General features: G+C 59.4%; 21 protein-coding genes and 2 pseudogenes. 4 read left to right on the top strand and 19 right to left on the bottom strand.

Translation table 11 applies throughout. The features are described from left to right. Positions 1-11: 11 nt before the first annotated feature. The 11 genes and pseudogenes from phnK to ALO64_RS26845 form a co-directional block, all read right to left on the bottom strand. A complete protein-coding gene (phnK, locus tag ALO64_RS14370) occupies positions 12-833 on the bottom strand; it encodes a phosphonate C-P lyase system protein PhnK (RefSeq protein WP_031596842.1) in 822 nt (273 codons plus the stop codon). Further along, positions 830-1,702 carry an alpha-D-ribose 1-methylphosphonate 5-phosphate C-P-lyase PhnJ gene (locus tag ALO64_RS14365; RefSeq protein WP_408002911.1) on the bottom strand — a complete coding sequence of 291 codons (873 nt, stop codon included), beginning with the start codon at positions 1,700-1,702 and terminating at the stop codon, positions 830-832. The genes phnK and ALO64_RS14365 overlap by 4 nt, the downstream gene beginning before the upstream one ends. Positions 1,703-1,713: 11 nt before the next feature. Then, a complete protein-coding gene (locus ALO64_RS14360) occupies positions 1,714-2,793 on the bottom strand; it encodes a carbon-phosphorus lyase complex subunit PhnI (protein WP_044344108.1) in 1,080 nt (359 codons plus the stop codon). Beyond that, a complete protein-coding gene (phnH, locus tag ALO64_RS14355; protein WP_044344109.1) occupies positions 2,793-3,389 on the bottom strand; it encodes a phosphonate C-P lyase system protein PhnH in 597 nt (198 codons plus the stop codon). The genes ALO64_RS14360 and phnH overlap by 1 nt, the downstream gene beginning before the upstream one ends. Next, positions 3,389-3,853: a phosphonate C-P lyase system protein PhnG gene (gene phnG / locus ALO64_RS14350; RefSeq protein WP_044344110.1), complete on the bottom strand. Its 465-nt coding sequence runs from the start codon at positions 3,851-3,853 to the stop codon at positions 3,389-3,391. Before phnG ends, phnH begins: the two co-directional genes overlap by 1 nt. A gap of 14 nt (positions 3,854-3,867) precedes the next feature. After that, positions 3,868-4,602 (bottom strand): phosphonate metabolism transcriptional regulator PhnF, encoded by a 735-nt coding sequence (phnF, locus tag ALO64_RS14345; RefSeq protein WP_044344111.1) that lies wholly within the window; start codon positions 4,600-4,602, stop codon positions 3,868-3,870. Positions 4,603-4,637: 35 nt separating this feature from the next. Further along, positions 4,638-5,426, bottom strand: coding sequence for a phosphonate ABC transporter, permease protein PhnE (phnE, locus tag ALO64_RS14340; RefSeq protein ID WP_044344112.1), 789 nt, complete (start codon positions 5,424-5,426; stop codon positions 4,638-4,640). 28 nt (positions 5,427-5,454) lie between these two features. After that, entirely contained in the window at positions 5,455-6,465 is a 1,011-nt protein-coding gene (phnD, locus tag ALO64_RS14335) for a phosphonate ABC transporter substrate-binding protein (protein ID WP_044344113.1), read from the bottom strand. Positions 6,466-6,503: 38 nt separating this feature from the next. Continuing rightward, positions 6,504-7,337 carry a phosphonate ABC transporter ATP-binding protein gene (gene phnC, locus ALO64_RS14330; RefSeq protein ID WP_044344114.1) on the bottom strand — a complete coding sequence of 278 codons (834 nt, stop codon included), beginning with the start codon at positions 7,335-7,337 and terminating at the stop codon, positions 6,504-6,506. Between the two features lie 257 nt (positions 7,338-7,594). Then, positions 7,595-8,359 (bottom strand): methyl-accepting chemotaxis protein, encoded by a 765-nt coding sequence (locus ALO64_RS26850; protein WP_408002910.1) that lies wholly within the window; start codon positions 8,357-8,359, stop codon positions 7,595-7,597. 93 nt (positions 8,360-8,452) lie between these two features. Continuing rightward, positions 8,453-9,484: pseudogene (locus ALO64_RS26845) on the bottom strand (HAMP domain-containing protein); the annotation flags it as partial. Positions 9,485-9,817: 333 nt separating this feature from the next. On the opposite strand from ALO64_RS26845, the gene ALO64_RS14320 reads away from it, so the two are divergent. From ALO64_RS14320 to ALO64_RS14310, 3 genes are all read left to right on the top strand, one after another. Then, entirely contained in the window at positions 9,818-10,645 is an 828-nt protein-coding gene (locus ALO64_RS14320) for an HDOD domain-containing protein (RefSeq protein WP_044344116.1), read from the top strand. Between the two features lie 158 nt (positions 10,646-10,803). Next, complete coding sequence (locus ALO64_RS14315) at positions 10,804-12,777, top strand: DNA topoisomerase III (protein WP_044344117.1); 1,974 nt, start codon at positions 10,804-10,806, stop codon at positions 12,775-12,777. Between the two features lie 77 nt (positions 12,778-12,854). Continuing rightward, positions 12,855-13,253 (top strand): RidA family protein, encoded by a 399-nt coding sequence (locus ALO64_RS14310; RefSeq protein ID WP_044344118.1) that lies wholly within the window; start codon positions 12,855-12,857, stop codon positions 13,251-13,253. A gap of 8 nt (positions 13,254-13,261) precedes the next feature. Here ALO64_RS14310 and ALO64_RS14305 read toward each other — a convergent pair whose 3' ends face one another. From ALO64_RS14305 to ALO64_RS26835, 4 genes are all read right to left on the bottom strand, one after another. Beyond that, positions 13,262-13,573: a DUF6482 family protein gene (locus tag ALO64_RS14305; RefSeq protein ID WP_031599641.1), complete on the bottom strand. Its 312-nt coding sequence runs from the start codon at positions 13,571-13,573 to the stop codon at positions 13,262-13,264. A gap of 106 nt (positions 13,574-13,679) precedes the next feature. Further along, on the bottom strand, positions 13,680-15,476 hold the full coding sequence (locus tag ALO64_RS14300; protein WP_002553880.1) for a methyl-accepting chemotaxis protein: 1,797 nt from the start codon (positions 15,474-15,476) through the stop codon (positions 13,680-13,682). A 165-nt stretch (positions 15,477-15,641) separates the two neighbouring features. Continuing rightward, complete coding sequence (locus ALO64_RS26840) at positions 15,642-16,295, bottom strand: methyl-accepting chemotaxis protein (protein WP_408002909.1); 654 nt, start codon at positions 16,293-16,295, stop codon at positions 15,642-15,644. A gap of 244 nt (positions 16,296-16,539) precedes the next feature. Continuing rightward, positions 16,540-17,247, bottom strand: a complete 708-nt coding sequence (locus tag ALO64_RS26835) for an MCP four helix bundle domain-containing protein (RefSeq protein ID WP_408002907.1) — start codon at positions 17,245-17,247, stop codon at positions 16,540-16,542. 215 nt (positions 17,248-17,462) lie between these two features. On the opposite strand from ALO64_RS26835, the gene ALO64_RS14290 reads away from it, so the two are divergent. After that, complete coding sequence (locus ALO64_RS14290) at positions 17,463-18,407, top strand: DNA/RNA non-specific endonuclease (RefSeq protein ID WP_044344119.1); 945 nt, start codon at positions 17,463-17,465, stop codon at positions 18,405-18,407. A 135-nt stretch (positions 18,408-18,542) separates the two neighbouring features. Here ALO64_RS14290 and ALO64_RS14285 read toward each other — a convergent pair whose 3' ends face one another. From ALO64_RS14285 to ALO64_RS14275, 4 genes and pseudogenes are all read right to left on the bottom strand, one after another. Beyond that, positions 18,543-19,463: a substrate-binding domain-containing protein gene (locus ALO64_RS14285; RefSeq protein WP_044344120.1), complete on the bottom strand. Its 921-nt coding sequence runs from the start codon at positions 19,461-19,463 to the stop codon at positions 18,543-18,545. A 17-nt stretch (positions 19,464-19,480) separates the two neighbouring features. Continuing rightward, on the bottom strand, positions 19,481-20,239 hold the full coding sequence (locus ALO64_RS26830; protein WP_408002908.1) for a methyl-accepting chemotaxis protein: 759 nt from the start codon (positions 20,237-20,239) through the stop codon (positions 19,481-19,483). Positions 20,240-20,335: 96 nt separating this feature from the next. Then, positions 20,336-20,758: pseudogene (locus ALO64_RS26825) on the bottom strand (HAMP domain-containing protein); the annotation flags it as partial. 907 nt (positions 20,759-21,665) lie between these two features. Further along, positions 21,666-22,523: a DUF1206 domain-containing protein gene (locus ALO64_RS14275; RefSeq protein WP_044344126.1), complete on the bottom strand. Its 858-nt coding sequence runs from the start codon at positions 22,521-22,523 to the stop codon at positions 21,666-21,668. Between the last annotated feature and the right edge of the window lie 38 nt (positions 22,524-22,561).

Raw genomic sequence — 22,561 nt, 5'->3', positions numbered from 1 at the left:
GACAGTGCGGCTCATGGCTGCAATACCGAGGACACCAGCAGTTGTGAATACGGATGCTGCGGGTCATCGAGAATCTGATCGGTCAGGCCGCTTTCGACCACTTCCGAGCGACGCATGACCATCAGCCGATCAGCCAGCAACCGTGCGACCGCCAGGTCGTGAGTGACGATGACCACGGCCAGATCCAGCTCGCGCACCAGACCACGCAACAGGTCGAGCAACCGCGCCTGCACCGACACATCCAGCCCGCCGGTGGGTTCGTCCATGAACACCAGTCTGGGGCTGGAGACCAGATTGCGGGCGATTTGCAGGCGTTGCTGCATGCCGCCGGAAAATGTGCGCGGCAGATCATCAATACGCAGCGGGTCGATCTCGACCTGGCTCAGCCAATCCACCGCTGCACTGCGCAATTGCTGATAATTGCGCACGCCCTGGGCCATCAGGCGCTCGCCGATATTGGCTCCGGCAGACACGCCCATGCGCAGGCCATCGCGCGGGTTCTGTTCGACAAAACCCCACTCGGTGCGCAGCAAGGTGCGCCGCTGCGCCTCACTGGCGCTGTACAGGTCGAACCAGTCGCCCGCCTTGCTGCGATAGTCGATGCTGCCGCGGTCCGGCGGGCAACGTCCGCTCAACAGCGACAGCAGCGTGGATTTACCTGAGCCGGACTCGCCAACGATGCCCAGCACTTCGCCGGGGTACAGATCGAAACTGACGTCCTGACAGCCTTTCTGCACACCGTACAGGCGAGTCAGGCCGCGTACCTTGAGCAGCGGCTGCACAGCGTCAGGAAGGCGCCCGCCCGCCGCGTCCAACGAACGTGCACTGATCATCGGTCGTTCTCCTGCTGTTTGACGCGCTGGGCGCAGTAATCGGTGTCGGAGCAGACAAAGCTCTGCGTCCCGGCATCGTCGAGAATCAGCTCGTCGAGAAAGGACTCATGGCTGCCGCAGATTGCGCAGGACTGCTCCCAGCGCTGCACTTCAAACGGGTGATCTTCAAAGTCCAGACTTACCACCCGGGTAAACGGCGGTACGGCATACAGACGCTTTTCCCGTCCAGCACCAAACAGCATCAGCGCAGGGCTCATGTGCAGCTTGGGGTTGTCGAATTTAGGGATCGGCGACGGGTCCATCACGTAACGCTCATCGACCATGACCGGGTAGGCGTAACTGGTAGCGATGTGGCCGAAGGTAGCGATGTCTTCGTAGAGCTTGACGTGCATGACACCGTAATCATCCAGCGCGTGCATGGTGCGGGTCTCGGTTTCCGAAGGCTCGATGAAACGCAGCGGCTCGGGAATCGGCACCTGATAGACCATGATCTGATCGGCGTGCAACGGTGTTTCCGGAATGCGGTGACGGGTCTGGATGACAGTCGCCTCGGGGGTGCGCTCGGTGGTGGCGATACAGGCCGTACGGGCAAAGAAACGCCTGATCGAGACTGCGTTGGTGGTGTCGTCAGCGCCCTGGTCGATGACCTTGAGCACATCATCAGCGCCCAGGATCGCAGCGGTCAGCTGCATCCCGCCGGTGCCCCAACCATAAGGCAGCGGCATCTCGCGCCCGCCGAACGGTACCTGATAACCGGGAATCGCTACCGCCTTGAGCAAGGCACGGCGAATCATGCGTTTGGTCTGCTCGTCCAGATACGCGAAGTTGTAGGCGTCATCCCGTGCGGGCCTTTGCTCTGCGGTGTTCATCGGTGCATTAGTCATTGGTCGCTCTCCGGTTGCGGTGCGGACTTGCGCAGCTTGCGGATCAACTCCAGCTCGGACTGGAAGTCCACGTAATGCGGCAGTTTGAGGTGCAAGACAAAACCGGCCGCCTCGACGTTGTCGCAATGCGCCAGCACGAACTCTTCCTGCTGGGCCGGGGAGCGAACCTCTTCGTTGAATTCCCCCGCGCGCAACGAGCGGTCCACCAGCGCCATGCCCATTGCCTTGCGCTCTGCGTTGCCGAATGCCAGGCCGTAGCCACGGGTGAACTGCGCAGGTTCGCTGGCCGAGCCGACGAACTGGTTGACCATCTCGCACTCGGTCACTTCGATGTCGCCGATCACAATCGGAAAACCCAGTTCTTCAGGCTCTATCCAGACCTCTACCTCGCCGATGCGGATTTCCCCGGCGAACGGATGGTTGCGGCCGTAACCACGTTGGGTCGAATAACCCAGCGCCAGCAGGAAACCCTCATCGCCACGGGCCAGCGCCTGCAAACGCTGGGCACGACTGGACGGATACTCCAGCGGTTCGCGGGTGATGTCCGCGACGCTCTCGCCATCGTCCACTTCAGGTTTGATCAACCCTTCTTTGGCCAGCAACCCCAGCACTCGCGTGCAGGGTTGCAGCGTTGCATCCGGCGCCACGTCCGGGCCAGGGTGCTCGCCTTCGGCCAGCAAGGTGAAATCCAGCAGGCGGTGGGTGTAGTCAAAGGTCGGGCCCAGCAATTGCCCGCCGGGGACGTCCTTGAACGTGGCAGACAAGCGCCGGTTGAGCTGCATGTTCGAGGTGTCGATGGGCACGCTGGCGCAAAAACGCGTCAACGTCGTGCGGTAGGCGCGCAGCAGGAAGATCGCTTCGATCAAATCCCCCGCCGATTGCTTGATCGCCAGTGCGGCCAGCTGCGGGTCGTACAGCGAACCCTCGCTCATGACTCGCGCAACCGCCAGTGGCAACTGCTGGCGGATCTGCTCGACATCGAGCTCGGCAATGCTTGTATCGCCACGGCGCTTGTTGGCCAGCAGGCGGTGGGCGTTATCGATGGCCTGTTCGCCACCTTTCACGGCGACGTACATCAGGCACACTCCTGCACGCGGGTGCTGCGTGGCAAGCCGAGCATCTGGTTGCCCGACACAAAGAACACGTCCAGCCCGCAGGGGAAGACATTACGTGCGTCACGCTCGGTCCAGAACGCTTCGTCCAGCGGCAAGGCCACAGAGTTTTGCTGCTCTATGCCGGGACCGCTCCAGGCAAGGGCCGGTCCGCCTTGCAGGCCTGGCAGCTGAATCAGCAAGGTGCAGGACTGATCAGGATAACGGTCGTTGCCGGTATCGAAACCGTGCAGGTCCCCGACAGTCGACGCATCGAGCAACGCGAAGCGGGCAGCGTGCCGGTCGCTGACAATCGGACTGCCGCAATGAAAGGCAATGTTCGCGCGAATCGCCGGGGTATCAAATGCAGGGGCGAGCCAGAGCGGAGTGTCCAGATCCAGCAGCGCCAGGCACAAGGCATGAGTTGCGCTGTCCAGGCCCTGCAAGGCAGGCGGCTGATGTCTGGTGGGCAGGGTCTGAATCACACCCGGACCGGACAAGGCCTTGAGCGCTACGCGAAAACTGCGCTGGGCATCCAGCACCGGATCGGTGAAGGCAGGTTGCAGAAGGACGGCATTCATCAGTCTTCTCCTCGGACCAGGGTAAAGAATTCCACTTTGGTTGCAGCGGCTTCTGCGTCCTTGCGTGCACGACGCTCGGCTTGCGCACGCGCCAGGGGCTCGATCAGTTCGGACAGCCACCAGGCCTGTTGCGCGCCTTGCAAATGGGCATCAGCCAGCGCCGCCAGTTCGGCATGGCGCTTGTCGCGTCCGGCCAGGTAGCTGTAACCCGTGCGGCCATCGGCCAGACGGACCACGCAGCGGGTAACGCTCATCTCGCCAAGATTGAACGCCGAACCGGTGCCGCCCATGCGACCACGCACCAGGGTCATGCCGATTTCCGGGGCGCGGATCATCTGGTAATCGGTGTCGCGCAACGCCGCCTCGTGACGCTGCAACTGTTCGCGGCTCGGCTCATCGACAAGGGCGCGTGCCAGTACGCCAATCCAGTGCTGCCGTGCGGCCGTTTCAGGGGTTGCTTGCATGGAACACCTCAATGTCAGTCAGTCGTTGGGGTGACGGCGATCTGGTTGAACGCCACCTGATACTGGAAGCGGTCGCAGCGGCTGGCCGAGCGGGAAAGCTCCACCGGCCGCCCCGATCGGTCACACGAAACCGTCAACACCGTCAGCGCCGGCATGTTCCGGGGCATCAGCAGCAGCCCGGCCTCTTCACGGGACGGCAGGCGGGCTCCGATCAGGCTCTGCGCACGGCTCAGCGGCAACTCGCGCTCAGCCAGGTACTGGCGAACCGAGCCACCCTGATAATCAGCCAGCACATCGCTGTAGCGGGCGCTGTAGCGATGGCAGATCAGGCTCACAGGCTGGCCATCCAGCTTGCGCAATGTCTGCATTTCGATCAGCGGCGCATGCTCGGCCAGCCCCAGATGCAGCGCATCTTCGTGACTGGCGAGGCATTCGCGGCGCAACAGCAGAATCGCTTCCACGCCGATGCCTTGTGCCGACAGCGACTGGCTGTAGGCGCTGTCGGCCTGCATCGGGTAGATCAACGGACGTTCCAGCACTTGCGTGCCCTTGCCCTGGCGTCGCAGCACACTGCCCTCACGGACCAGTTCATCGACCGCTCGGCGGATCGTATGGCGGTTGACACAGAAGCGTTCGGCCAACTGAAACTCGGCAGGCAGATAATCGCCGGGCCGATACGAGACCAGCTCATCGCGCAGGGTTTCAGCCAGTTCGAGGTACATCGGCTCAGCTTGTCTAGACAACTGCATGATTAAAAAAGTGTTCATTGAACACCCCTCTTCTGTCAGATGAATTGCTTGCGCAGGCGCTGCGACATGATGTCGATGACGCTTACCACAACGATGATCACCAGCAGCACGGCGCTGGTCTGGACGAACGCAAAGGCCCGGATATTCTCCCAGAGAATGACCCCGATGCCGCCTGCACCGACCATGCCCACCACGGTCGCCGAGCGCACATTGGATTCGAACCGGTATAAAGCATAGGAGATCCATAGCGGCATAACCTGAGGAATTACACCGTAGATGACTTCCTGTAAAGCACTGACACCGGTCGCACGTACCCCTTCGACAGGACCAGGCTCTATGGCCTCGACGGCTTCGGCGAACAGCTTGGCGAGCACACCGGTGGTACTGATCCAGAGCGCCAGCACCCCGGCAAACGGCCCAAGCCCGACCGCGACCACAAACAACATCGCAAAAACCATCTCATTGATCGAGCGAAAGGCGTCCATGCAGCGCCGCAATGGCAGGTGAATCCACCACGGCGTGATGTTCTCGGCGCAAAGAACGCCCAGCGGTATCGAACAGACAATCGCCAGCGCCGTACCCCACAGGGCAATCTGGATGGTCACCAGCATTTCCTTGAGGTAGCTGCGCCACTCACGGAAGTCCGGCGGGAAGAAATCGGCGGCGAAGGTCGCCATGTTCGACGAGTCTCGAACCAGCGTCATCGGGTTCATTTCCGCGCCCTGCCAGGCCCAGGCCAGTGCCGCAAGCAACAGCCCCCAGCCCAGGTAACGAGACCAGTTGGGCTTGCCCGCAGCCTGGGCATAGGCAACTTGAGTGGTCATGGCGAACTCCTGATAGTGATCGATTGGCTCAACCTGCAGAGCTGTCTGCCGTTTTCTGGTTCAGCTCGGTGATGCGCTCCTGCAACTTGTTCAGGCTGGCGTCGATGTCCTTGAGGCGGGTCGCTTTCTCCTGAGCATCCAGCGTGGTGCTGGCGGCCACCTCAGTACGCTGCTTGAACAGCTCAAGCTGGCGAATGGGCAACAACTGGTCGTCGTTGGACTTGAGGAACTTGCCCATCTGCATGTTCTTCAGGACGGTTTTCTCTTCAGCGGTATCGCCATAATCGGCGAAGAAATCACGGATCTTCGCCTTGTTTTCGTCCGACAGAGCTTTGCTCCAGACAATCGGGTCGGCTGGAATCAGCGGCGACTTCCAGATCACCTTCAATTGCTCTACCTTGTCCGGTTGAGTCACGGCCAGGCGGTCCCAGCTTTCGGTATTGAAGGTCGCGACATCCAGCTGACCTTTGGCAACACTCAGGGCATTGACCTCATGGCTGGAGTTCAAGGTGCGCTTGAAGGCGGTGGAGGCATCCACGTGGTTTTTGGCAAATACGTAATAGCCAGGCACCAGATAACCCGACGTGGAGTTCGGGTCACCGTTGCCAAAGGTCAGACTCTTGGCGTTCTTGAGCATGTCTTCGACGGAGTTGATCGGGCTGTCCTTGCGCACGATCAACAGGCTCCAGTAGCCCGCATCGCCGTTGGCGGCAGACGTCTGGGCAAAGATCTCGCCATTGGAGCGGTCTACCGCTTCCATCGCGGCCTTGTTGCCCAGCCAGGCCACATCGACCTTGTTGAAGCGCATGCCCTGAATCAGACCGGCGTAGTCCGAGGCAAAGGTGGCATTGACCTTCAGACCGGTTTTGCGGCTCATGTCATCGAGAAACGGCTGCCAGATACTTTTCAGGTTCTGCGATGACTCGGTGGACATGATGCCGAAATTGATGGCTTTTTCTTCTGCAGCCTGGACCGTGCCCAACGCGCAGACGGTCAGCAAGGCGGCAGAGGCGAGAAGACGACCGATACGCTTGAACATGCAGGCTCTCCTGATAAATAGGGTGATGTTGAAAAGCTTCAGACTTTGGCCAGTTCCAGACGCGGCTTCTGCCGAGCGCGACGGCTTCGTTCGGTGATCATCAGGCTCGCGTCCGCGTCTGCACCGTAGAGGTCATTGAGGAACTGTTTGCTGATATCCTGCGCCAGGCCATCAAAATGGATCCGCCCGCCCTTGAGGGCCACGGCGCGCGGGCAATAGCGCACCGCGTAATCCACCTGATGCAGGGTGACGACGACGGTCTTGCCGTCGCTGCGATTGATGTCGGCAAGAATTTCCATGACCCTGCGTGCCGATTCGGGGTCCAGCGAGGCAATCGGTTCGTCGGCCAGGATCACTTCGGCGCGCTGGGTCAAGGCACGAGCAATCGCCACTCGTTGCTGCTGGCCGCCGGACAGGGTCGAAGCCCGCTGGGCGGCAAGATCTGCCAGCCCTACCCTGTCCAGCGCGGCCATCGCACGCTGTTTTTCCTCGCGATTGAACAGCGCCAGACTGCCGCGCCAGCGCGGCATGCGTCCCAGACAACCGAGCAAAACGTTGTCCAGCACACTGAGGCGATTGACCAGATTGAATTGCTGGAAGATATAGCCGATATCGGCGCGCAGACGTCGCACCTGACTGTTGAGACGACCGAACGACTGAACCTCGCGCCCCAGCACCTGAACCTGACCGCCATTGCTGCGATCACAGCACGCCAGGCCGGCAAGATGGCGCAGCAAGGTTGATTTGCCAGAGCCGGAAGCGCCAATCAGCGCAACCATCTCACCAGGTTGTATAGACAACGCAAGGTCAACCAACGCACTTTTGTGCGAGAAGGTCTTGTTCAGGCCCTGTACATGAATGGCATCGTTCATGAGGCTTCTCGGTCTGCGCACGACCCGGGACAGGTCGTATTCGGTTGTCAACCAAACTGAACCTGTGTTGTTGCAGCCTCATGAACCGTGAGTGACTAGCTGATAACAGTTTGTCGCAGAAGGTGTTGCAGCGTCACGAAATGCATTACCACGCGGAGCGTGGTAACGATCATCATCGTGGTTTGAGCCCTATTTACAGGCCCATCGTAACCTGTACACCACGATGAGCCCTCCGCTCGGTACAGACAGCTGCCGTATCAGATCCGGAAGCTGCCGACCAGTTGCTGCAAGCGGGCAGCCTGCTCTTCCAGCGAGTTGCAGGCGTCCAGGGTCTGGCGCAGGTTGTCGACGCCCAGTTGGTTGAGGGTGTTGATATGAGTGATGTCGACATTGATCGACTCCACCACCGAGGTCTGCTCCTCCGTTGCTGCGGCCACCGACTGGTTCATTCCGTTGATCTCTTCGATACGGCGGGTCACGCTGCCCAGGCGCTCGCCAGCGAGGTTGGCGATGCCTACGCTGTCCTCGCTCTGACGTTGGCTTTCAGTCATGGTGACCACTGCCTCACGAGCGCCGACCTGCAGCTCTTCAATCATCTTCTGCACTTGTTGCGCAGAATCCTGAGTGCGGTGCGCAAGGTTACGCACCTCGTCAGCCACCACGGCAAACCCGCGCCCGGCTTCACCGGCACGCGCCGCCTCGATGGCCGCGTTGAGCGCCAGCAGGTTGGTCTGCTGGGAAATGCTGGTGATCACTTCGAGAATCTGCCCGATGTTGGCGGTCTTGCCATTCAGGCTTTCGATGTTCACGCACGACTCGCTGATCTTGCCGGACAACTCGTTCATGGCCTTGATGGTCTGCTGCACGACGTTCTGGCCGTCGCTGGCCAGGCCGCTCGCATCGCTCGACTGCTGCGAGGTACGCGCGGCGTTCTGGGCGATTTCCTGGGCGGCGGCACCCAATTCGTTGATCGCCGCTGCCACGCTTTCAGTGCGGTTGGCCTGCTGGTCGGAGTTGTCCATCGACGCGTTGGAGACCTTGACCACTTGTGTGGCCACCGCCCCCAGTTGCGCGGCAGTCGAGGCCACTTCGCGGATCGAGGTATGGATACGTTCGACAAAATGGTTGAACGACTCGGCCAGTGCGCCGAATTCGTCTTGCGATGTGATGGCCAGACGCTTGGTCAGATCGCCCTCGCCATCGGCAATATCACGCATCGCGCGGCCCATCTGATGCAAGGGTTGCATCAACACCCGGATCAACAGGCCCAGCAGCAGGATGATCACCATAACCACAACCACCATCGCAGTGATGGCCGAGGTACGGAACTCGGTCAACATGGCGTAGGCGGAATCCTGCTCCAGTACCAGTGCCACGTACCAGTTGGCCGTCGAGACACCTTGAACGGGCGTGAAGGAAATGATCTCCGGCTTTTTACCGGAGTCGATTTCACTCACCCCGGCAGCAATTTTCGGAGTGTTGGTCGGGTAGGCTTCACTGATGTTCTTGAGCACCAGTTTGCTGTCCGGGTGCACCAGAATCTTGCCGTCGGCACTGACCAGAAACGCATAACCATGGCCATCAAAGTTCAGCGAGTTGATGATCTTGGTGACGTTGTCCAGAGCGATATCAGCACCGGCCACGCCCACGAACTGATTCTGAAACTTGACCGGTGTGGCCATGGTCATGACCAGCTTGCCGGAAGATGCCGCGATGTAGGGTTCGGTCACAATGGTGCCGGGCGCATTCTGTGCCGCCTTGTACCAGCCACGTGCACGCGGATCGTAGTCAGCGGGGCGATTGGCCGACGGCACCGAGAACATCACGCCATCGGTGCTGCCAAAGTAACTCAACTGAAAACTTTCGCTGTAGGCAGGCAGGCCAATCGCGCGCTGCAACTGTGGCAGCTCCTTGCCATCCGCGGCGACTTGCTGCGACATCGATTGCAGCAATTGCATGCGGCTTTCCAGCCAGGTCTGGATGTTCTGCGTGGTGAGCGTACCCAGTTGTTGCAACTCGGACCTGACGCTGGATTTGAGCGACTGACGTTGTCGATAGTCATTGATGACAATGAACACACTGAACGCGACAACCACAATCAATGCGGCGGCGAGAAGAATTTTCTTGCTGAAACCCAGACTTTTCATAGCGGTTACTTCCACGGCAAAAACCAATAAGGACGATCTCTGAATCGCCAATCAAACTTCCAACTGTGCCGTCCTTTTCACGTAACAACCTACAGGCCGTTCAGCAACCGGAGTCGATACACCAGCGCCTGCCATGTCGATCATCAGGCAGGTTCAGGTACCGAAACCTTACAGAGACGCTTGTATCGCCTTATCGGCCGCGATGGACGAGTCCTTGATTATTTTTTTCGAAGCGTGCTGAGACCTGTCTCCCACAATCGACGGTGAAACGTGCAGAGCCGGAAAAACTGGCTATGGTTGAATCATCCCCGCCGTGCAGAGGATGGTCTTGCCATGCTGAGTATCGAAAAACTTTTTGACGATTTGCACAGTCTCCCGAGCATCCCCAAAGTGGCTCAGGACCTGATGCTGCAATTTGACAACCCTTCCTCGAACCTGGAAAGCATTGCCCGAAACATCGAGAAAGACCCGGTGATTGCTGCCAAGGTGCTGCGCCTTGCCAACTCGGCGCGGTTTCGCGGCTCGCGAGAATCCTCCAGTATCGAAGACGCGGCCATGCGCCTGGGTTTCAACACCCTGCGCACCCTGGTAATGGCCTCGGCAGTGACCGGCGCGTTCAAAGCCGGGCCAAGTTTTGACCTCAAAGGGTTCTGGCTCAAAAGCTTTCAGGTGGCAGGGATCTGCCGGATGCTGGCGAAACAGACGGGTGTCGACCCAGGAATCGCCTTTACCTGCGGGGTCATGCATAACATCGGCGAACTGCTGATCCAGACCGGCGCGCCCGACGTTGCAGAGCGCTTGAACAACGCAGCCAAGGCCGGTACACCGGGGCGTGCAGCCAACGAAACCCTGCAACTGGGTTTCAGCTACCCGGAAGTAGGCGCAGAACTGGCCAGTCGCTGGCATCTGCCAGAGCTGATCAAACAGGCTATCGCCTATCAGGCAACACCGCTGAAGGCTCCGGCCGACGCACCGCTGCCAAAGATCGTTGCTCAGGCCATCACCATCTCCGATGCACTGGAAGCCCACGGCGGCGCAACTGTGCAAGCGCAGCAGGCCTGCGGCGGGCCATTGATGGAAGGAGTCGATCTGGACGCACTGTTTGCCGGGCTGCCAGCGGTGCTTGAAGCCGACAAGGCGTTCTCCGACCTGTTGAGCTAAGCCGGCCACTCTCCGCGGCTGCAAGAGCGGTCATGGCGTGAGTGCTTCACCCCATGGCCCTCCTCATTTATCTGTATATCCATACAGATAAAACTTGCCCGTAGCGTATTCAACGTTCATCCTTGCAGCCCTTGCACCGGTAATCGACGACGGTAGTCATGCGGCTGTTTCTTTGCGAAAAACCCTCCCACTCCAAAGACATTGCGGCTGCGCTCGGCGCGACCAGGCGTGGCGACGGCTGCTGGGTGGGTGCCAATGCCACCGTAACCTGGTGCATCGGCCACTTGCTGGAAACCGCCCCGCCCGACGCCTACGATGCGCGTTACAAACGCTGGGTGCTGGAAGACCTGCCCATCATTCCGGAAAAGTGGAAGATGCTCGTCAAGCCGAGAACTGCCAGCCAGTTCAAGGCAGTCAAGCGATTGCTGGGCGAGGCTCAAGAGCTGGTGATTGCCACCGATGCCGACCGCGAAGGCGAGATGATCGCCCGCGAGCTTGTCGAACACTGCCGCTATCGCGGGCCGATTCAGCGTTTGTGGCTGTCGGCACTCGATGACGCCTCCATCCGCAAGGCGCTGGCGGCGCTCAAACCCGGTGCCGATACGTTCAGCCTGTATCACTCGGCACTGGGTCGATCCCGTGCCGACTGGCTGATCGGCATGAACATGAGCCGCCTGTTCACCCTGCTGGGTCGCCAGTCGGGTTATCAGGGCGTATTGCCAGTCGGGCGGGTACAAACCCCGACCCTGCGGCTGGTGGTGGACCGTGATCGCAGCATCGCCAACTTCGTACCGGCACCCTACTGGGCCATCGACGTCAGGCTGCTGCACGACAACCAGGCTTTTATCGTCCAATGGCGCGCACCGGCCGACGCCTGCGACGATCAGGGCCGCTGCCTGAATCAGCCGCTGGCGCAACAGGCTGCCGAAGCGATGCGCAGTGCGGCCAGCGCACGGCTGGTCAAGCTGCGCACCGAGCGGATTCGCGAAGTTGCCCCACTGCCTTTCGATCTGGGCACCCTGCAGGAAATCTGCTCGAAAAAGCTCGGGCTCGGGGCGCAGGAAACCCTTGATATAGCTCAGTCGCTGTATGAAACACACAAGGTCATCACGTACCCGCGCAGCGATTGCGGTTACCTGCCGAACAGTCAGCATGGCGAAGCCGCGGGTATCATCGCAGCGCTGTGCAAGGCAGACCCGACGCTGGCCAGCCTGTCGCCGCACCTTGACCCGCAACGCCGATCGCGGGCCTGGAATGACGGCAAAGTGACTGCCCACCACGGCATCATTCCCACTGCTGCCGTGCGCGGCGTCGAGCGTCTGACCGGCAAGCTGCGAGCGGTGTACACCCTGATCAGGGCGCGCTATCTGGCGCAGTTCCTGCCCAACCACGAATACGACCGTACCCAGGCCGACTTCGACTGCGCAGGCCATGCGCTGCGGGCGGTCGGCAAACAAATTGTCGAGCCAGGCTGGAAACGTGCCATGCCCGAGGCACTGGCACCGGCCAAGGGTCGCGAAGCGCCTGCGCCGCAGCCGTTGCCGGCATTGTTCCAGGGCTGCGAGTGCGCCGTCGCTGAGGTCATCCTCAAGGACCTCTGGACCCAACCGCCCAAACCATTCACTGAAGGCGACCTGATCAAGGCCATGAAAAACGTCGCCAAACTGGTGGAAGACCCACTGCTCAAGCAAAAGCTCAAGGACACGACCGGCATCGGTACCGAAGCCACCCGCGCCGGGATCATTCAAGGCCTGCTGGACCGTGGCTATCTGACCAAACAGGGCAAGGCACTCTGCGCAGCGCCCGCAGCATTCAGCCTGATCGACGCCGTCCCCCGCGCCATCGCCGACCCAGGCACTACAGCGATCTGGGAACAGGCACTCGACATGGTACAGAGCGGCGAAATGAGCCTTGAAGAGTTCGTCGCCAAACAGGCAGCGTGGATGAGCAAACAGGTCAGCCGTTGCGTCGGCATGCGAATGAGCATCAGCGGCCCGGCCAGCCCGGCAGGCGTTGCGCCGCCCTGGAAGAAAAAACGCAAGACCGCGAAGCGCAGCACTGCTACGTCCTCTGCTGCAACGGGCACTGCGACGAAAAAACCGCGACGTACAGCCAAACCGGCGGCCAGATGACTGGCTCATATACGACCCGATCAGCCATCGCATAGTCGGGTGTTACACACTCAAGCGTTACAAACAGGTGTTACAACATGTCAGACCGAGAGATCATCGTTCCGCCCACCATGCAGCCGATCATGGACCGAGTAGGCTATGCACCCGCAGTCAGAGTCGGCGACACCCTTTACTGCGCCGGGCAGGTGGGACGCACACGGGAAATGGAAGTCATCCTCAACCCCGAAGCGCAGTTCATCGCCTGCTGGGAAAACCTGCGCACGGTACTGGCTGAGGGCGGCTGCACGTTCGACGATATAGTCGACATGACGACTTATCACGTAGCCATGAGCGAGCACATGGCGGTGTTTCGTGACGTGAAAAACCGTATATTTCCGCGCGGCCAATGTGCATGGACCTGCATCGGCGTTGCCGAGCTGGCGCATCCCGGGCTGCTGCTGGAAATCAAGTGCATCGCGGTCAGGCGCGGCGCCTGACATCGCGATCAGTGGCTTGAGCGCAACGGGATCTCCTGGCGTGATGACTCTGCCTGAACGCTGCCCAGACCGACCATTTCGTCGTGAGCCACAGCCTGGGTCAGGAACAGCTTTACATCAGATACCGAAGAAAGCACCTTGCGCGCCTCTTCCACCGAGGCAACGTGCAAGGTTTTGCCAGTCGAGTCTTCAACCGGCACAGACTTGCCTTCCAGTTGCGCATGGAGCACATAGGAACCGCCCTCGATGGAGATCAGATCGAGTTCACGAACCTTTTTATCCTTCGCATGTTTTGTCAGATCTTGAATGTTCAAAGTCACACCTCCGGTGGCGTTCTGAAAATCAGCGCCTTGTAGAAGTGGAGCTTTTACCGGCGCGAACGTTCAGTCGTGTTGTATGCCTTATCGACGCAACAGTAGCGCTGCCTCACTTGCCTAGCAACAGCGCTGCGTCGAAGCCCATCCGCAAGTTGCCCCAATGACGCCCTTCAAAAAAGAACGGCACATCGATTTCGGTCATGATCTCGCCGGTATCACGCAGGTAGGTCTGCAATAGAAAACGCTGCTGGTTGCCCGCAGCACGCAAGCCTATCGGGTCGGAGAACATGCGCTTGTTGCGGCACACCGGCAAGTCGACGGCACGGTCGCCGGTCGGTTTCAGTGACACCCAGCTGTTGTTGACCGGGCAGTAACCTTTGTTATCCACGATAAAGGTGACCTTGCCGCCCCGGGTGCCCTTGGTGAGTTTGTCGCACTCTTCCTGACAGACTTGTGCGAAGCGCTCTGTGTAACCGGTCATGTACTGCTTGGGGTCGGTGCCGGGAATCAGCTTGTAGCTCTGATCGAACAGATTGACGCCTTGCTTGTGCAGCTCGGCCAGCCGCACCTGCAGGATGTCCCGGCACTGACTCGCGCGGGTAATGGCAGCGTCCAGTTCGCCATGCCCCAGCACGAAACGCCCCAGCAAGGCCTGAACCTGCTCGGCTACACCGGACAGGTCACGGGTGGCGGTGGCAGAGTGCTGCATACGCTGATCGATAGCCTGGCTGTCGGAGTAAATCCGGGTCACCCGTTCGTTGATGCCAGTGTTGGTGGTTGCAAACTGCTGGATATGCGCAGCGATGTCGGCCAGCTTGTCATTTGTGGACTCGAAATCACCGATCATGCTCTCGAAGTGGCCGGATGCGCGCTCTACGACCTGCTGGGTTTCGCGGGCGCTGTGGCTGATCTGAATGGTCTGTTCGTGGGTGGAGCTGACCTCCTGAAGCATCGCGTCGATGTTCCGGGAGATATCGTCAGTGGCTTTACTGACGTTCTGCGCCAGGGTGCGCACCTCATCCGCCACCACAGCAAACCCTCGACCGCTTTCACCGGCCCGCGCCGCTTCGATGGCCGCATTGAGCGCGAGCAGGTTGGTCTGCGAGGATATCTGCTGGATGAGCCCGACAATCGACTTGATGCTTGAAGAACGCTCATTCAAGCCGGATACCAGCCCGCCGAATTCATTGAGACTGCTGGATATCTGGCTAATGTTTCCAGTCACCTCCAGCAATTCGGCATAAGAGTCACGCGCCATGCTCAGGTTCTGCGCAGTGGTAGTGGAAATGCCCTGCGTCTGCTGCGAGACATCCTCAATGCTGCCCACCGCCATATTGCTCTGGTCCATCACCTCTCTGGCGAAACGCGCCTGATCGGTCGCGCTGTCGCTGGAATCACTGATGTTTTTCAGCGAGCGTGCCGATTCGACTGCGATCTGCACCGTCAGCGCCTGAATACTGCTGATAACCTCGCGCTGCTTGGCCAGAAAACGATTGCAGGTACTGGCCAGCACTCGAATTTCGTCATGGGTCAATAATGGCAAGTCACGGGACAGGTCGCCCTCGCCGTTGGCGATTTCTTCGAGTGCGTGAGTCATGAACATCACTGGACGCACAATCAAATGGCGGAAGTACCAGACCATGAAACTGACCATGACCAGCGTAAACAGGGTGCTCAGCAGGATTGCGTTGCTGAGGACATCCAGTTGGCCCTGAATTTTGCCCAGTTCGGCCGCATCCAGTTGCGTGCCGTGGAGTTGCAGCATGATGTCAGAGCGGATGTTCAGAGCCACCCAGTACAGCAGCGCGCTGACCAGGACCAGCAGAAAAAGGCTCGAGAGCTTTTTGGTCAGTGTGTCGAAAAACTGCTTTTCGACTGACTCGTATAAGGCCTTTAACGTCTGCATGTCGCTGCTCCTGGGGTGAAAAATGATTCATCCACGAAAATTAACGCTTGTCGGTGCCGAAGATTCAATGGCTGAACCGGCCAATACAGGCCTGTGATGACCCCTGCGCGACTCGACCGGGGGTCGAATGCGCCGGAGAGTACTGCAGGTCGGGGCTATTTGATATCAAAGACGGAAACGATCCACCGATTGCGAAAGCTGTCCGGCCATTGCCGAAAGTTCATCGGTAGTGCTGGCGGTCTGCCCGATGACCCGGCTATTGCCCTCGGACATACTGGCAATCATCTCCACTTGGTGAGCGATTTCGTTACTGGCCAGGCTCTGTTCACCAATGGTGCGAGTGATGTCGTTGACCAGTTGTGTGGTGCTCAACGTGGCCTCCAGTATCTCGCTGATCGAGCGTTGCACTTCAGCGGTGACGGCCATGCCCTTGTCGACCTGGGCAACGCCTGCTTCCATGCTGGTCACCGCCTCGCGGGTGCTTTGCTGAATACGAGCGACCATCGCGGTGATTTCCTGGGTCGAGGTGCTGGTGCGCCCCGCCAGATTGCGAACTTCGTCGGCGACTACGGCAAAACCTCGACCCTGCTCGCCAGCGCGTGCAGCTTCAATGGCTGCGTTAAGCGCCAGCAGGTTGGTCTGATCGGCAATGCCCTTGATCACCTGAATAATATTGAAAATTCCTTCCGAGTCCTTGTCCAGCGTACGGATAACCTGCGCCGACAGCTGCGCCGAGCGGGCAATGCTGTCCATGTCACTGACCACCTGATGAATCACCCGGCCACCATTTTTTGCCAGTGTTTCAGCCTGATTTGCCATTTCCAGCGCGTGCCCGGCATGCCGGGTGATTTCTTCGATGCTCGCCGTCATCTCGCTGGTCGCTGCCGACATGGTGCCCGCTGCCGAGCTCTGCTGCCGACTGCTGTCGGCCACTTCATGGCAGCCACTGCTGAGCTGGCGGCTCATACCGCTGACGCCATGCGCGTTACTGCGCACCACTTCGATCATCCCCCGCAGGTCGCGCTGCATGACCGCCAGACTGCGAATCAGCATGCTGGCCTCGTCACGGCCACGGGATAGGTTCACTGAGATTGCCGTGAGCAATGCTGTCGGCAATGCGGCTGGCAGAGGCAAGAGGAATCATGATGCTGCGGGTTACCCAGCGGCCCTGAACCAGAAGCAGCAGGATACTGGCCACCAGCACCACAACCAGAGCGATGTTGGCGCTGCGGATTGCCTGACGGGCACCTTCGCCGCTTGCCTTGAAATTCCCCTCGATCAGGTCGCTGAGACTGGACATCTGCTCTTCCAGTTGCGTGAAGGCGCTGGTGAACGTGCCCAGTTCCTGTTGCGCTCGTTCCGGATTATCCAGAGCCAGACCGACAATACGCTCGCCACTGGCAATATAGGTATCGAGGCTGGGCTTGATCCTGTTCAGCTCCGCCTTGATCGCTTCGGTGATGGGAAGTTTGAGGTTATCGTTCAGCACAGCTCGAAAATGTGCAGCATGCTCATCAAGGGATTTCTGCACCTCTTCACGCGTGCTGTTGCTTTTGCCCAGGCCGACCAGCATCGCCGACAGCACATCGGCACGCAGCGCATCGTGCATCATGTCGGCTTCCAGATGATTGCTGAGCGCGGTCATGCTGACCTCGCTGTCGATCATCGCCGTCTCCGTGCGGGTATTGCCCACATAGTTGACCAGGCTGATGATCAGAGCCGTCAGCACGCTGGTGCCAATCAACAACAATAGACGTAGCTTTATCGACATCCTGATGTCCCCTGCGATCAGTGAAATAACATGAACTGCGGAGTGCTCTTATTCAGAGCTTATCGACGCCTGTTACCCGTAACTTGAACCCGTTTACAGTTTTTTACTGTATGAGTGCCCGCGAACGATCGATTACCCGGCCTGACGTCGACCTGTAACGTAACGCGGCTATGGTGAACTGTAATGAACTCACGCCCACCGCAGGAGCCAACCAAGTGTCTGACAAAAAGCCCGCTATCGATCTCACCTACCGACCACGCCTCGCCGACCTCAAGCCACTGCTCCCTTCGGCCGAATTGCTTGCACCGCAACCTCTTGCATCGCCACGCACCACACCGGCGAGCGAATTGAGGAAACGTAAGGGGTATGTCGAGAATTTTCTCGGTGACTTCGTCGTGCCATGGCCCTCGACCGGCGCGGAGCTGGCACCGGATGTCTATCCGCTGGACAACGCTGAAAATCGCCTCGATTACACCCACTTTTCAATCACCATGTCGCGCAGTCGGCGTCTTGCTCTGTATGTCGGTGTCAATATCGACGGTGCCAGCAGCGTCGAGGTCAAGCGTGGCAAGGATTCGTGGTCTTTTGATGGCAGGCTGCCTGCCGAGGCGCAGATCGGCGAAAGCCTGTACGCCGACAATCTGCTGGATCGCGGTCATCTGGTCAGGCGTCAGGACCCTAATTGGGGCAAGGAAGCCGAAACGGCCAACAGCGATACCTTTCACTTCACCAACTGCTCACCGCAGATGGCCGCCTTCAATCAGAAGACATGGCTGGAACTTGAGGACTACATCCTTGAGAACACGCGACGCTGGAAATCCCGGGTAACCGTTTTCAGCGGGCCGGTGCTGCGCGAAGACGACCGCAGCTACCGCAACCTCAAGATCCCTTCGGCATTCTGGAAGGTCGTGGCGTTTCTTGGCGACGACGGCAAACCTTCGGCCAGTGCCTACATGATCGACCAGAGCAGCGAGCTGGGTAAGCTGGAGATCGTATTCGGTCCACTCAGAACCTGGCAGCGCAGCGTCCTGCAGATCGAAAAACTCACTGGCATCAGCTTCGGCGACCTGGCCAGCTACGATGGTTTCTCCAACGAAGAGCGCCTGACCGGCACACGCATCGAAGCACAGATTCGCGGGCCGCAGGATATCCGGTTATAGCGCGTTATAGACAAGCCCTGAGATGCCGTAGAGTGGGCTTGTGCCCGGAAAGCATGGAGCTTCCGGGCTAATTGAAACAACGCTGAGCGCTCCGCGTGCGGTTCACTGGAAAGACAGTCAGTCCACACCGCGGCCCTATTCGAACTGCTGGCGATTCTCCGGGGTGATGAGTTTGAACGGTACCCAAATGACCGGAGATGCCAGTGTTTCGCAACGCGCCATGCTCAGCGCGGCATCTACTGCGCCGTTGGCCTGGCCGACCGCATCCTGAAACACGCTGACGGCCATCTTGCCCTCGGCCATCAGCTTCAAGCCGTCCGGGGTGCCGTCGATGCCGCCCACCAGATAATCCCTGGCATTCTTTCCGGCCTTCTCCAGCCCCATGATCGCACCGATCGCCATTTCGTCGTTGTTAGCCGCGACGATAGAGAAGTCCACACCCTGCTTGACCCAGTCAATCACGATTGTCGCGGCCTGGCTGCGCTCCCAGTTGCCGATTTTCTTCTGCACGACCTTCATGTTCGGGTACTTTGCGACCACCTTTTCCACGTCCTCGGTGCGCATGACCGACGACTTGTTACTCGGATCACCCACCAGAATCACCACGTTACCCTTGTAACCGGCACGACGGGCCAGCTCTTCCATTTGCAAAGTGCCGGACTCCAGTTCGTCAGAGCCGACAAATGCCGTCAGCGCAGGCCACTTGGCCGGTTCCGGATTGCGGTTGACGAATACCAGCGGAACCTTGGCCTCATTGGCCAGGCGCATCATTTCCGCTGCGCTTTTGCCGTTCACCATCGCGACAACGATGGCGTCGACTTTCGAATTAACCAGATTGCGGAATTGACGCATCTGCAGCTCGACGTCGTCCTGACCGTTCTCCATGAAGATGTCGGCATCCAGCAGCGCCACCTGCTTTTCCACCCCGTGGCGCAGAATGGTCTGAAAATTGTCGTTGTACTTGGCCATACCCACGCCGATCAATGGCGTGGCCGCCTGTGCCAGGCCCGCGACCAGCAGGCTTGCACTCAGGGAAATCGATAACCACTGTTTCATGTTCTGACTCCCGGGCATCAAACGCTGAAATGATGGAGCAGCTCGCGCTGATCCCTGGCCATTTTCGACAGGTCCTGACTGCTGCTCGCAGACTGTTCGGCACCGTCGGCGGCCTGCTGGGCAGAATCGTTGATGTGCGTGACCATGCGACTGGTTTCCTGCACCGTTACGCTTTGCTGCTCGGTGGCAGCTGCGATCTGGATATTCATGTCGCGAATCGTGTCCACCGCCTCGCCCATTTCCACCAGCAACTGGTCGGCACCGGAAGCAAGCGTCACGCAGTGATTGGACTGGATCTGGCTTTCGTTCATCACCTGCACAGCCGAGTGGATCTTGCTCTGCATCTGGCCGATCATTTCCTGAATCTCGCTGGTAGAGGTCTGGGTGCGACTGGCCAGCGAGCGTACTTCATCGGCCACCACCGCAAAGCCCCTGCCCTGCTCGCCAGCGCGTGCCGCTTCGATGGCCGCGTTGAGCGCCAGCAGGTTAGTCTGCTCGGCAATGGTACGAATGGCATCGACAATACCGTCAATGTTTTGCCCGTACTTCTGCAGCTCGTCGGTGACCGCAGACGCCTTGTTGACCTGTTCAGCCTGCTGACGAATGTTGACGATGGTTTCAGCCACGCGCTTCTGCACCTTGTTGGTCAGTTCGCTGGTGCTGTCCACCGCGCCACGCGTATCCTGAGCACGACGGGCCACTTCTTCCACGGTGCTTTCCATTTCATTCATGGCCGACGCGGCAGAATTGAGACGGTCTTTCTGCTCGTCGACCACGCGGGTAGTCTGCTCACTGATCTGGGCGTTCTGACTGGCAGTCAACGCCAGGGTGTCGGCAGAGCCGATCAACTGCCGAAACGTCTGTTGCAACGACTGGGTGAACTCATTGAGGTAACCGCCCAGCTCGCCGAACTCGTCGCGACGGCTGACATCGAAACGCACCCGCATGTCGCCGCTGGTGAGGGTCTTGAGCACCTCGCGAAACGCCGCCAATGGACGCCGAAGGCTGAACGCGACCCAGGTACCGATGACTGCCGCTGCAACTACCGCCAGCAGGCAAGCGATCAGCAGCAGGCTGAGGCTGGTGGCGATGGTCGAATCCGCACCCGCCTTGGCCTCGTTGGCCACCGCCAGTGACTGATTACCGAACTCGCCGATCTTGTCCAGTGTTGCCTGAAGCCGGGTTTCCGCCGCCTGGCGCTGTTTACCAACCTGCTCGGCGAGCGCCGCCTCCTGCCTGTAGGCCTGATAAACGCCGTCACTGCCGGTGAGGTCGTTGAGCAGGCGGTTGACCATCACACCAGCGATACGACCGCCGCGTGGATCTACTCCCGTGAGTTCGCGCGCCCGAGTACTGATTACCTCATCCTGCAGGTTGAGCACACGCTGCAAGGTCTGGATATCCGGCGTCGCCGCGTGGGCAGCCAGCCCCTCGTAGAATTTGCCGACTTCCAGCAACAGCTTTTCACCTGCGGCCACGTTATCCGCAGCCCCTGCACTGCGCTCGCGGGCAATGTAATCACGAAGATAACCGGTCAGTTGGGCGCCCTGGCTGCTGCTGTAGCCCTGCAATACCCGGCTCTGGAGTGACTGCAAAACGTGCTGTCGGTGACTGGCAATCAGAGTCTGCGCCTGTTCGGCATAAGCAGCGCTCAACTGACGCTGCTGATTCAGGTTGTCGCGCAGTTCAGCGCGATCGCCGATGTAGGCAGGCGTGCTGTCCAGCAACTGATTGAACCGGGCCATGCTGTCGTTGAAGGGCTGCTTGCCATCGTCAATCTGCTTGGGGTCATTGCTGACCAGAATCCCGAGCAGTGCCTGATTGGCGCGCAACACATGTACATAAAGCTCGCTCGCCGCCCTGCTCAAGGGTGCCGACTGCCCGGTAATGATGCTGATCCGGTCGCTTATGGAATGGGTGCTTTGGTAGCTGATACCTGCCATGGCGAGCAGCAGCACAACCAGCACGGCAAACCCACCGATCACTCGCTGAAGAATGGTCATGGCTATCCTCTTTTATTTTTATTGCGCCGAATCTGATCCGGGCCTGCGTAGAGAACGTCAGTCCGGAAAATGATCGGAGCTCAAGAGAGAATGTCGGCCGGGCGGAAGGCGACTTGAGGCATGGTTCACATTATTTTTATCGAAAAAAGGGCCGCCTGACCTGAAGAGTCACGCAGCCCTCTTACTACCCGAATGGAGATCAGCGGAAATGACGCGCTACCGCCTCCGGTGCATCGGGCACATCCATGTTGATCCTGCGCCATGCGGCCTGGGCGAAGCTGTATACCGAAAACGCGATCAGACCCAGCGCCACGATCAGTAGCACCAGACCACCGGCCGGCAGATCCTGCAAACCGTTGAGCGCATCCTTCATGCCAGGCGGGTGCATGGCCTGATAGCTGGAACCGCTTACGGCCAGCAACACTGCAATTTCGATAAACGCCACGCCGCGGGCGATCAGCCCGAAGCGCGACACCGGACGCACATATTTCATGACGTCTTCATCAGCCTCGAAATACTTCTCGAAGGACGCCTTGTAGCCCTTGATGATATGCACAATGCCCAGCGCCAGTGGCACCAGTGCCACGACGTAGACCAGCAGGTTGGAGTGATCCCAGGACAGAAGGGTTGCCAGCAGGTCCTTGGCCTGACCACCACCCGATGAGCCACCGGAGCTCTTGAGCCCACTGACCAGCAGGCCCAGCGCGAAAAACGCCAATGCCCCATAAGTAAAGCCGCCCACCAGAAGACCGCCACGAATCACCAGCCCCTTGAGTTCGCGGCCATGATGGTCCACATCACGCGTGGCCTGCAGCACACGCCATGCGGCGAACGCCAGTAGACCGACAATTACCACCCCGACCAGCACGCTGCCGAACGGCTGGCTCAACAAGACTTCAAGACTGCTGTGGCTGTCGGCAGGCTGTGAAGATCCCTGCGCCGCCAGTACTGCGAACAAACCAATAATCAGATAAACGACACCACGGGCGGCATAACCGCCTCGTGCAAGTAGAACAAGGCCGCGGCGCCGACATAAATAACTATCCCTGAGAGCAATTACAGGAACAGACCCGGCATGTTCACAGGGGTTCGACC

The sequence above is a fragment of the Pseudomonas meliae genome, from assembly GCF_001400515.1.
Lineage (GTDB): Bacteria > Pseudomonadota > Gammaproteobacteria > Pseudomonadales > Pseudomonadaceae > Aquipseudomonas > Aquipseudomonas amygdali.
Note: the sequence above shows the minus strand (reverse complement) of the source record. Positions and strands in the feature narration are given on the sequence as shown.

What these genes read in the sequence shown, in the direction of transcription:
- phnK (WP_031596842.1), bottom strand. Translation starts at nt 833, where the DNA reads ATGATCAGTGCACGTTCGTTGGACGCGGCGGGCGGGCGCCTTCCTGAC.
- ALO64_RS14365 (WP_408002911.1), bottom strand. Translation starts at nt 1,702, where the DNA reads ATGAACACCGCAGAGCAAAGGCCCGCACGGGATGACGCCTACAACTTC.
- ALO64_RS14360 (WP_044344108.1), bottom strand. Translation starts at nt 2,793, where the DNA reads ATGTACGTCGCCGTGAAAGGTGGCGAACAGGCCATCGATAACGCCCAC.
- phnH (WP_044344109.1), bottom strand. Translation starts at nt 3,389, where the DNA reads ATGAATGCCGTCCTTCTGCAACCTGCCTTCACCGATCCGGTGCTGGAT.
- phnG (WP_044344110.1), bottom strand. Translation starts at nt 3,853, where the DNA reads ATGCAAGCAACCCCTGAAACGGCCGCACGGCAGCACTGGATTGGCGTA.
- phnF (WP_044344111.1), bottom strand. Translation starts at nt 4,602, where the DNA reads ATGCAGTTGTCTAGACAAGCTGAGCCGATGTACCTCGAACTGGCTGAA.
- phnE (WP_044344112.1), bottom strand. Translation starts at nt 5,426, where the DNA reads ATGACCACTCAAGTTGCCTATGCCCAGGCTGCGGGCAAGCCCAACTGG.
- phnD (WP_044344113.1), bottom strand. Translation starts at nt 6,465, where the DNA reads ATGTTCAAGCGTATCGGTCGTCTTCTCGCCTCTGCCGCCTTGCTGACC.
- phnC (WP_044344114.1), bottom strand. Translation starts at nt 7,337, where the DNA reads ATGAACGATGCCATTCATGTACAGGGCCTGAACAAGACCTTCTCGCAC.
- ALO64_RS26850 (WP_408002910.1), bottom strand. Translation starts at nt 8,359, where the DNA reads ATGGACAACTCCGACCAGCAGGCCAACCGCACTGAAAGCGTGGCAGCG.
- ALO64_RS14320 (WP_044344116.1), top strand. Translation starts at nt 9,818, where the DNA reads ATGCTGAGTATCGAAAAACTTTTTGACGATTTGCACAGTCTCCCGAGC.
- ALO64_RS14315 (WP_044344117.1), top strand. Translation starts at nt 10,804, where the DNA reads ATGCGGCTGTTTCTTTGCGAAAAACCCTCCCACTCCAAAGACATTGCG.
- ALO64_RS14310 (WP_044344118.1), top strand. Translation starts at nt 12,855, where the DNA reads ATGTCAGACCGAGAGATCATCGTTCCGCCCACCATGCAGCCGATCATG.
- ALO64_RS14300 (WP_002553880.1), bottom strand. Translation starts at nt 15,476, where the DNA reads ATGCAGACGTTAAAGGCCTTATACGAGTCAGTCGAAAAGCAGTTTTTC.
- ALO64_RS26840 (WP_408002909.1), bottom strand. Translation starts at nt 16,295, where the DNA reads ATGGCAAATCAGGCTGAAACACTGGCAAAAAATGGTGGCCGGGTGATT.
- ALO64_RS26835 (WP_408002907.1), bottom strand. Translation starts at nt 17,247, where the DNA reads ATGTCGATAAAGCTACGTCTATTGTTGTTGATTGGCACCAGCGTGCTG.
- ALO64_RS14285 (WP_044344120.1), bottom strand. Translation starts at nt 19,463, where the DNA reads ATGAAACAGTGGTTATCGATTTCCCTGAGTGCAAGCCTGCTGGTCGCG.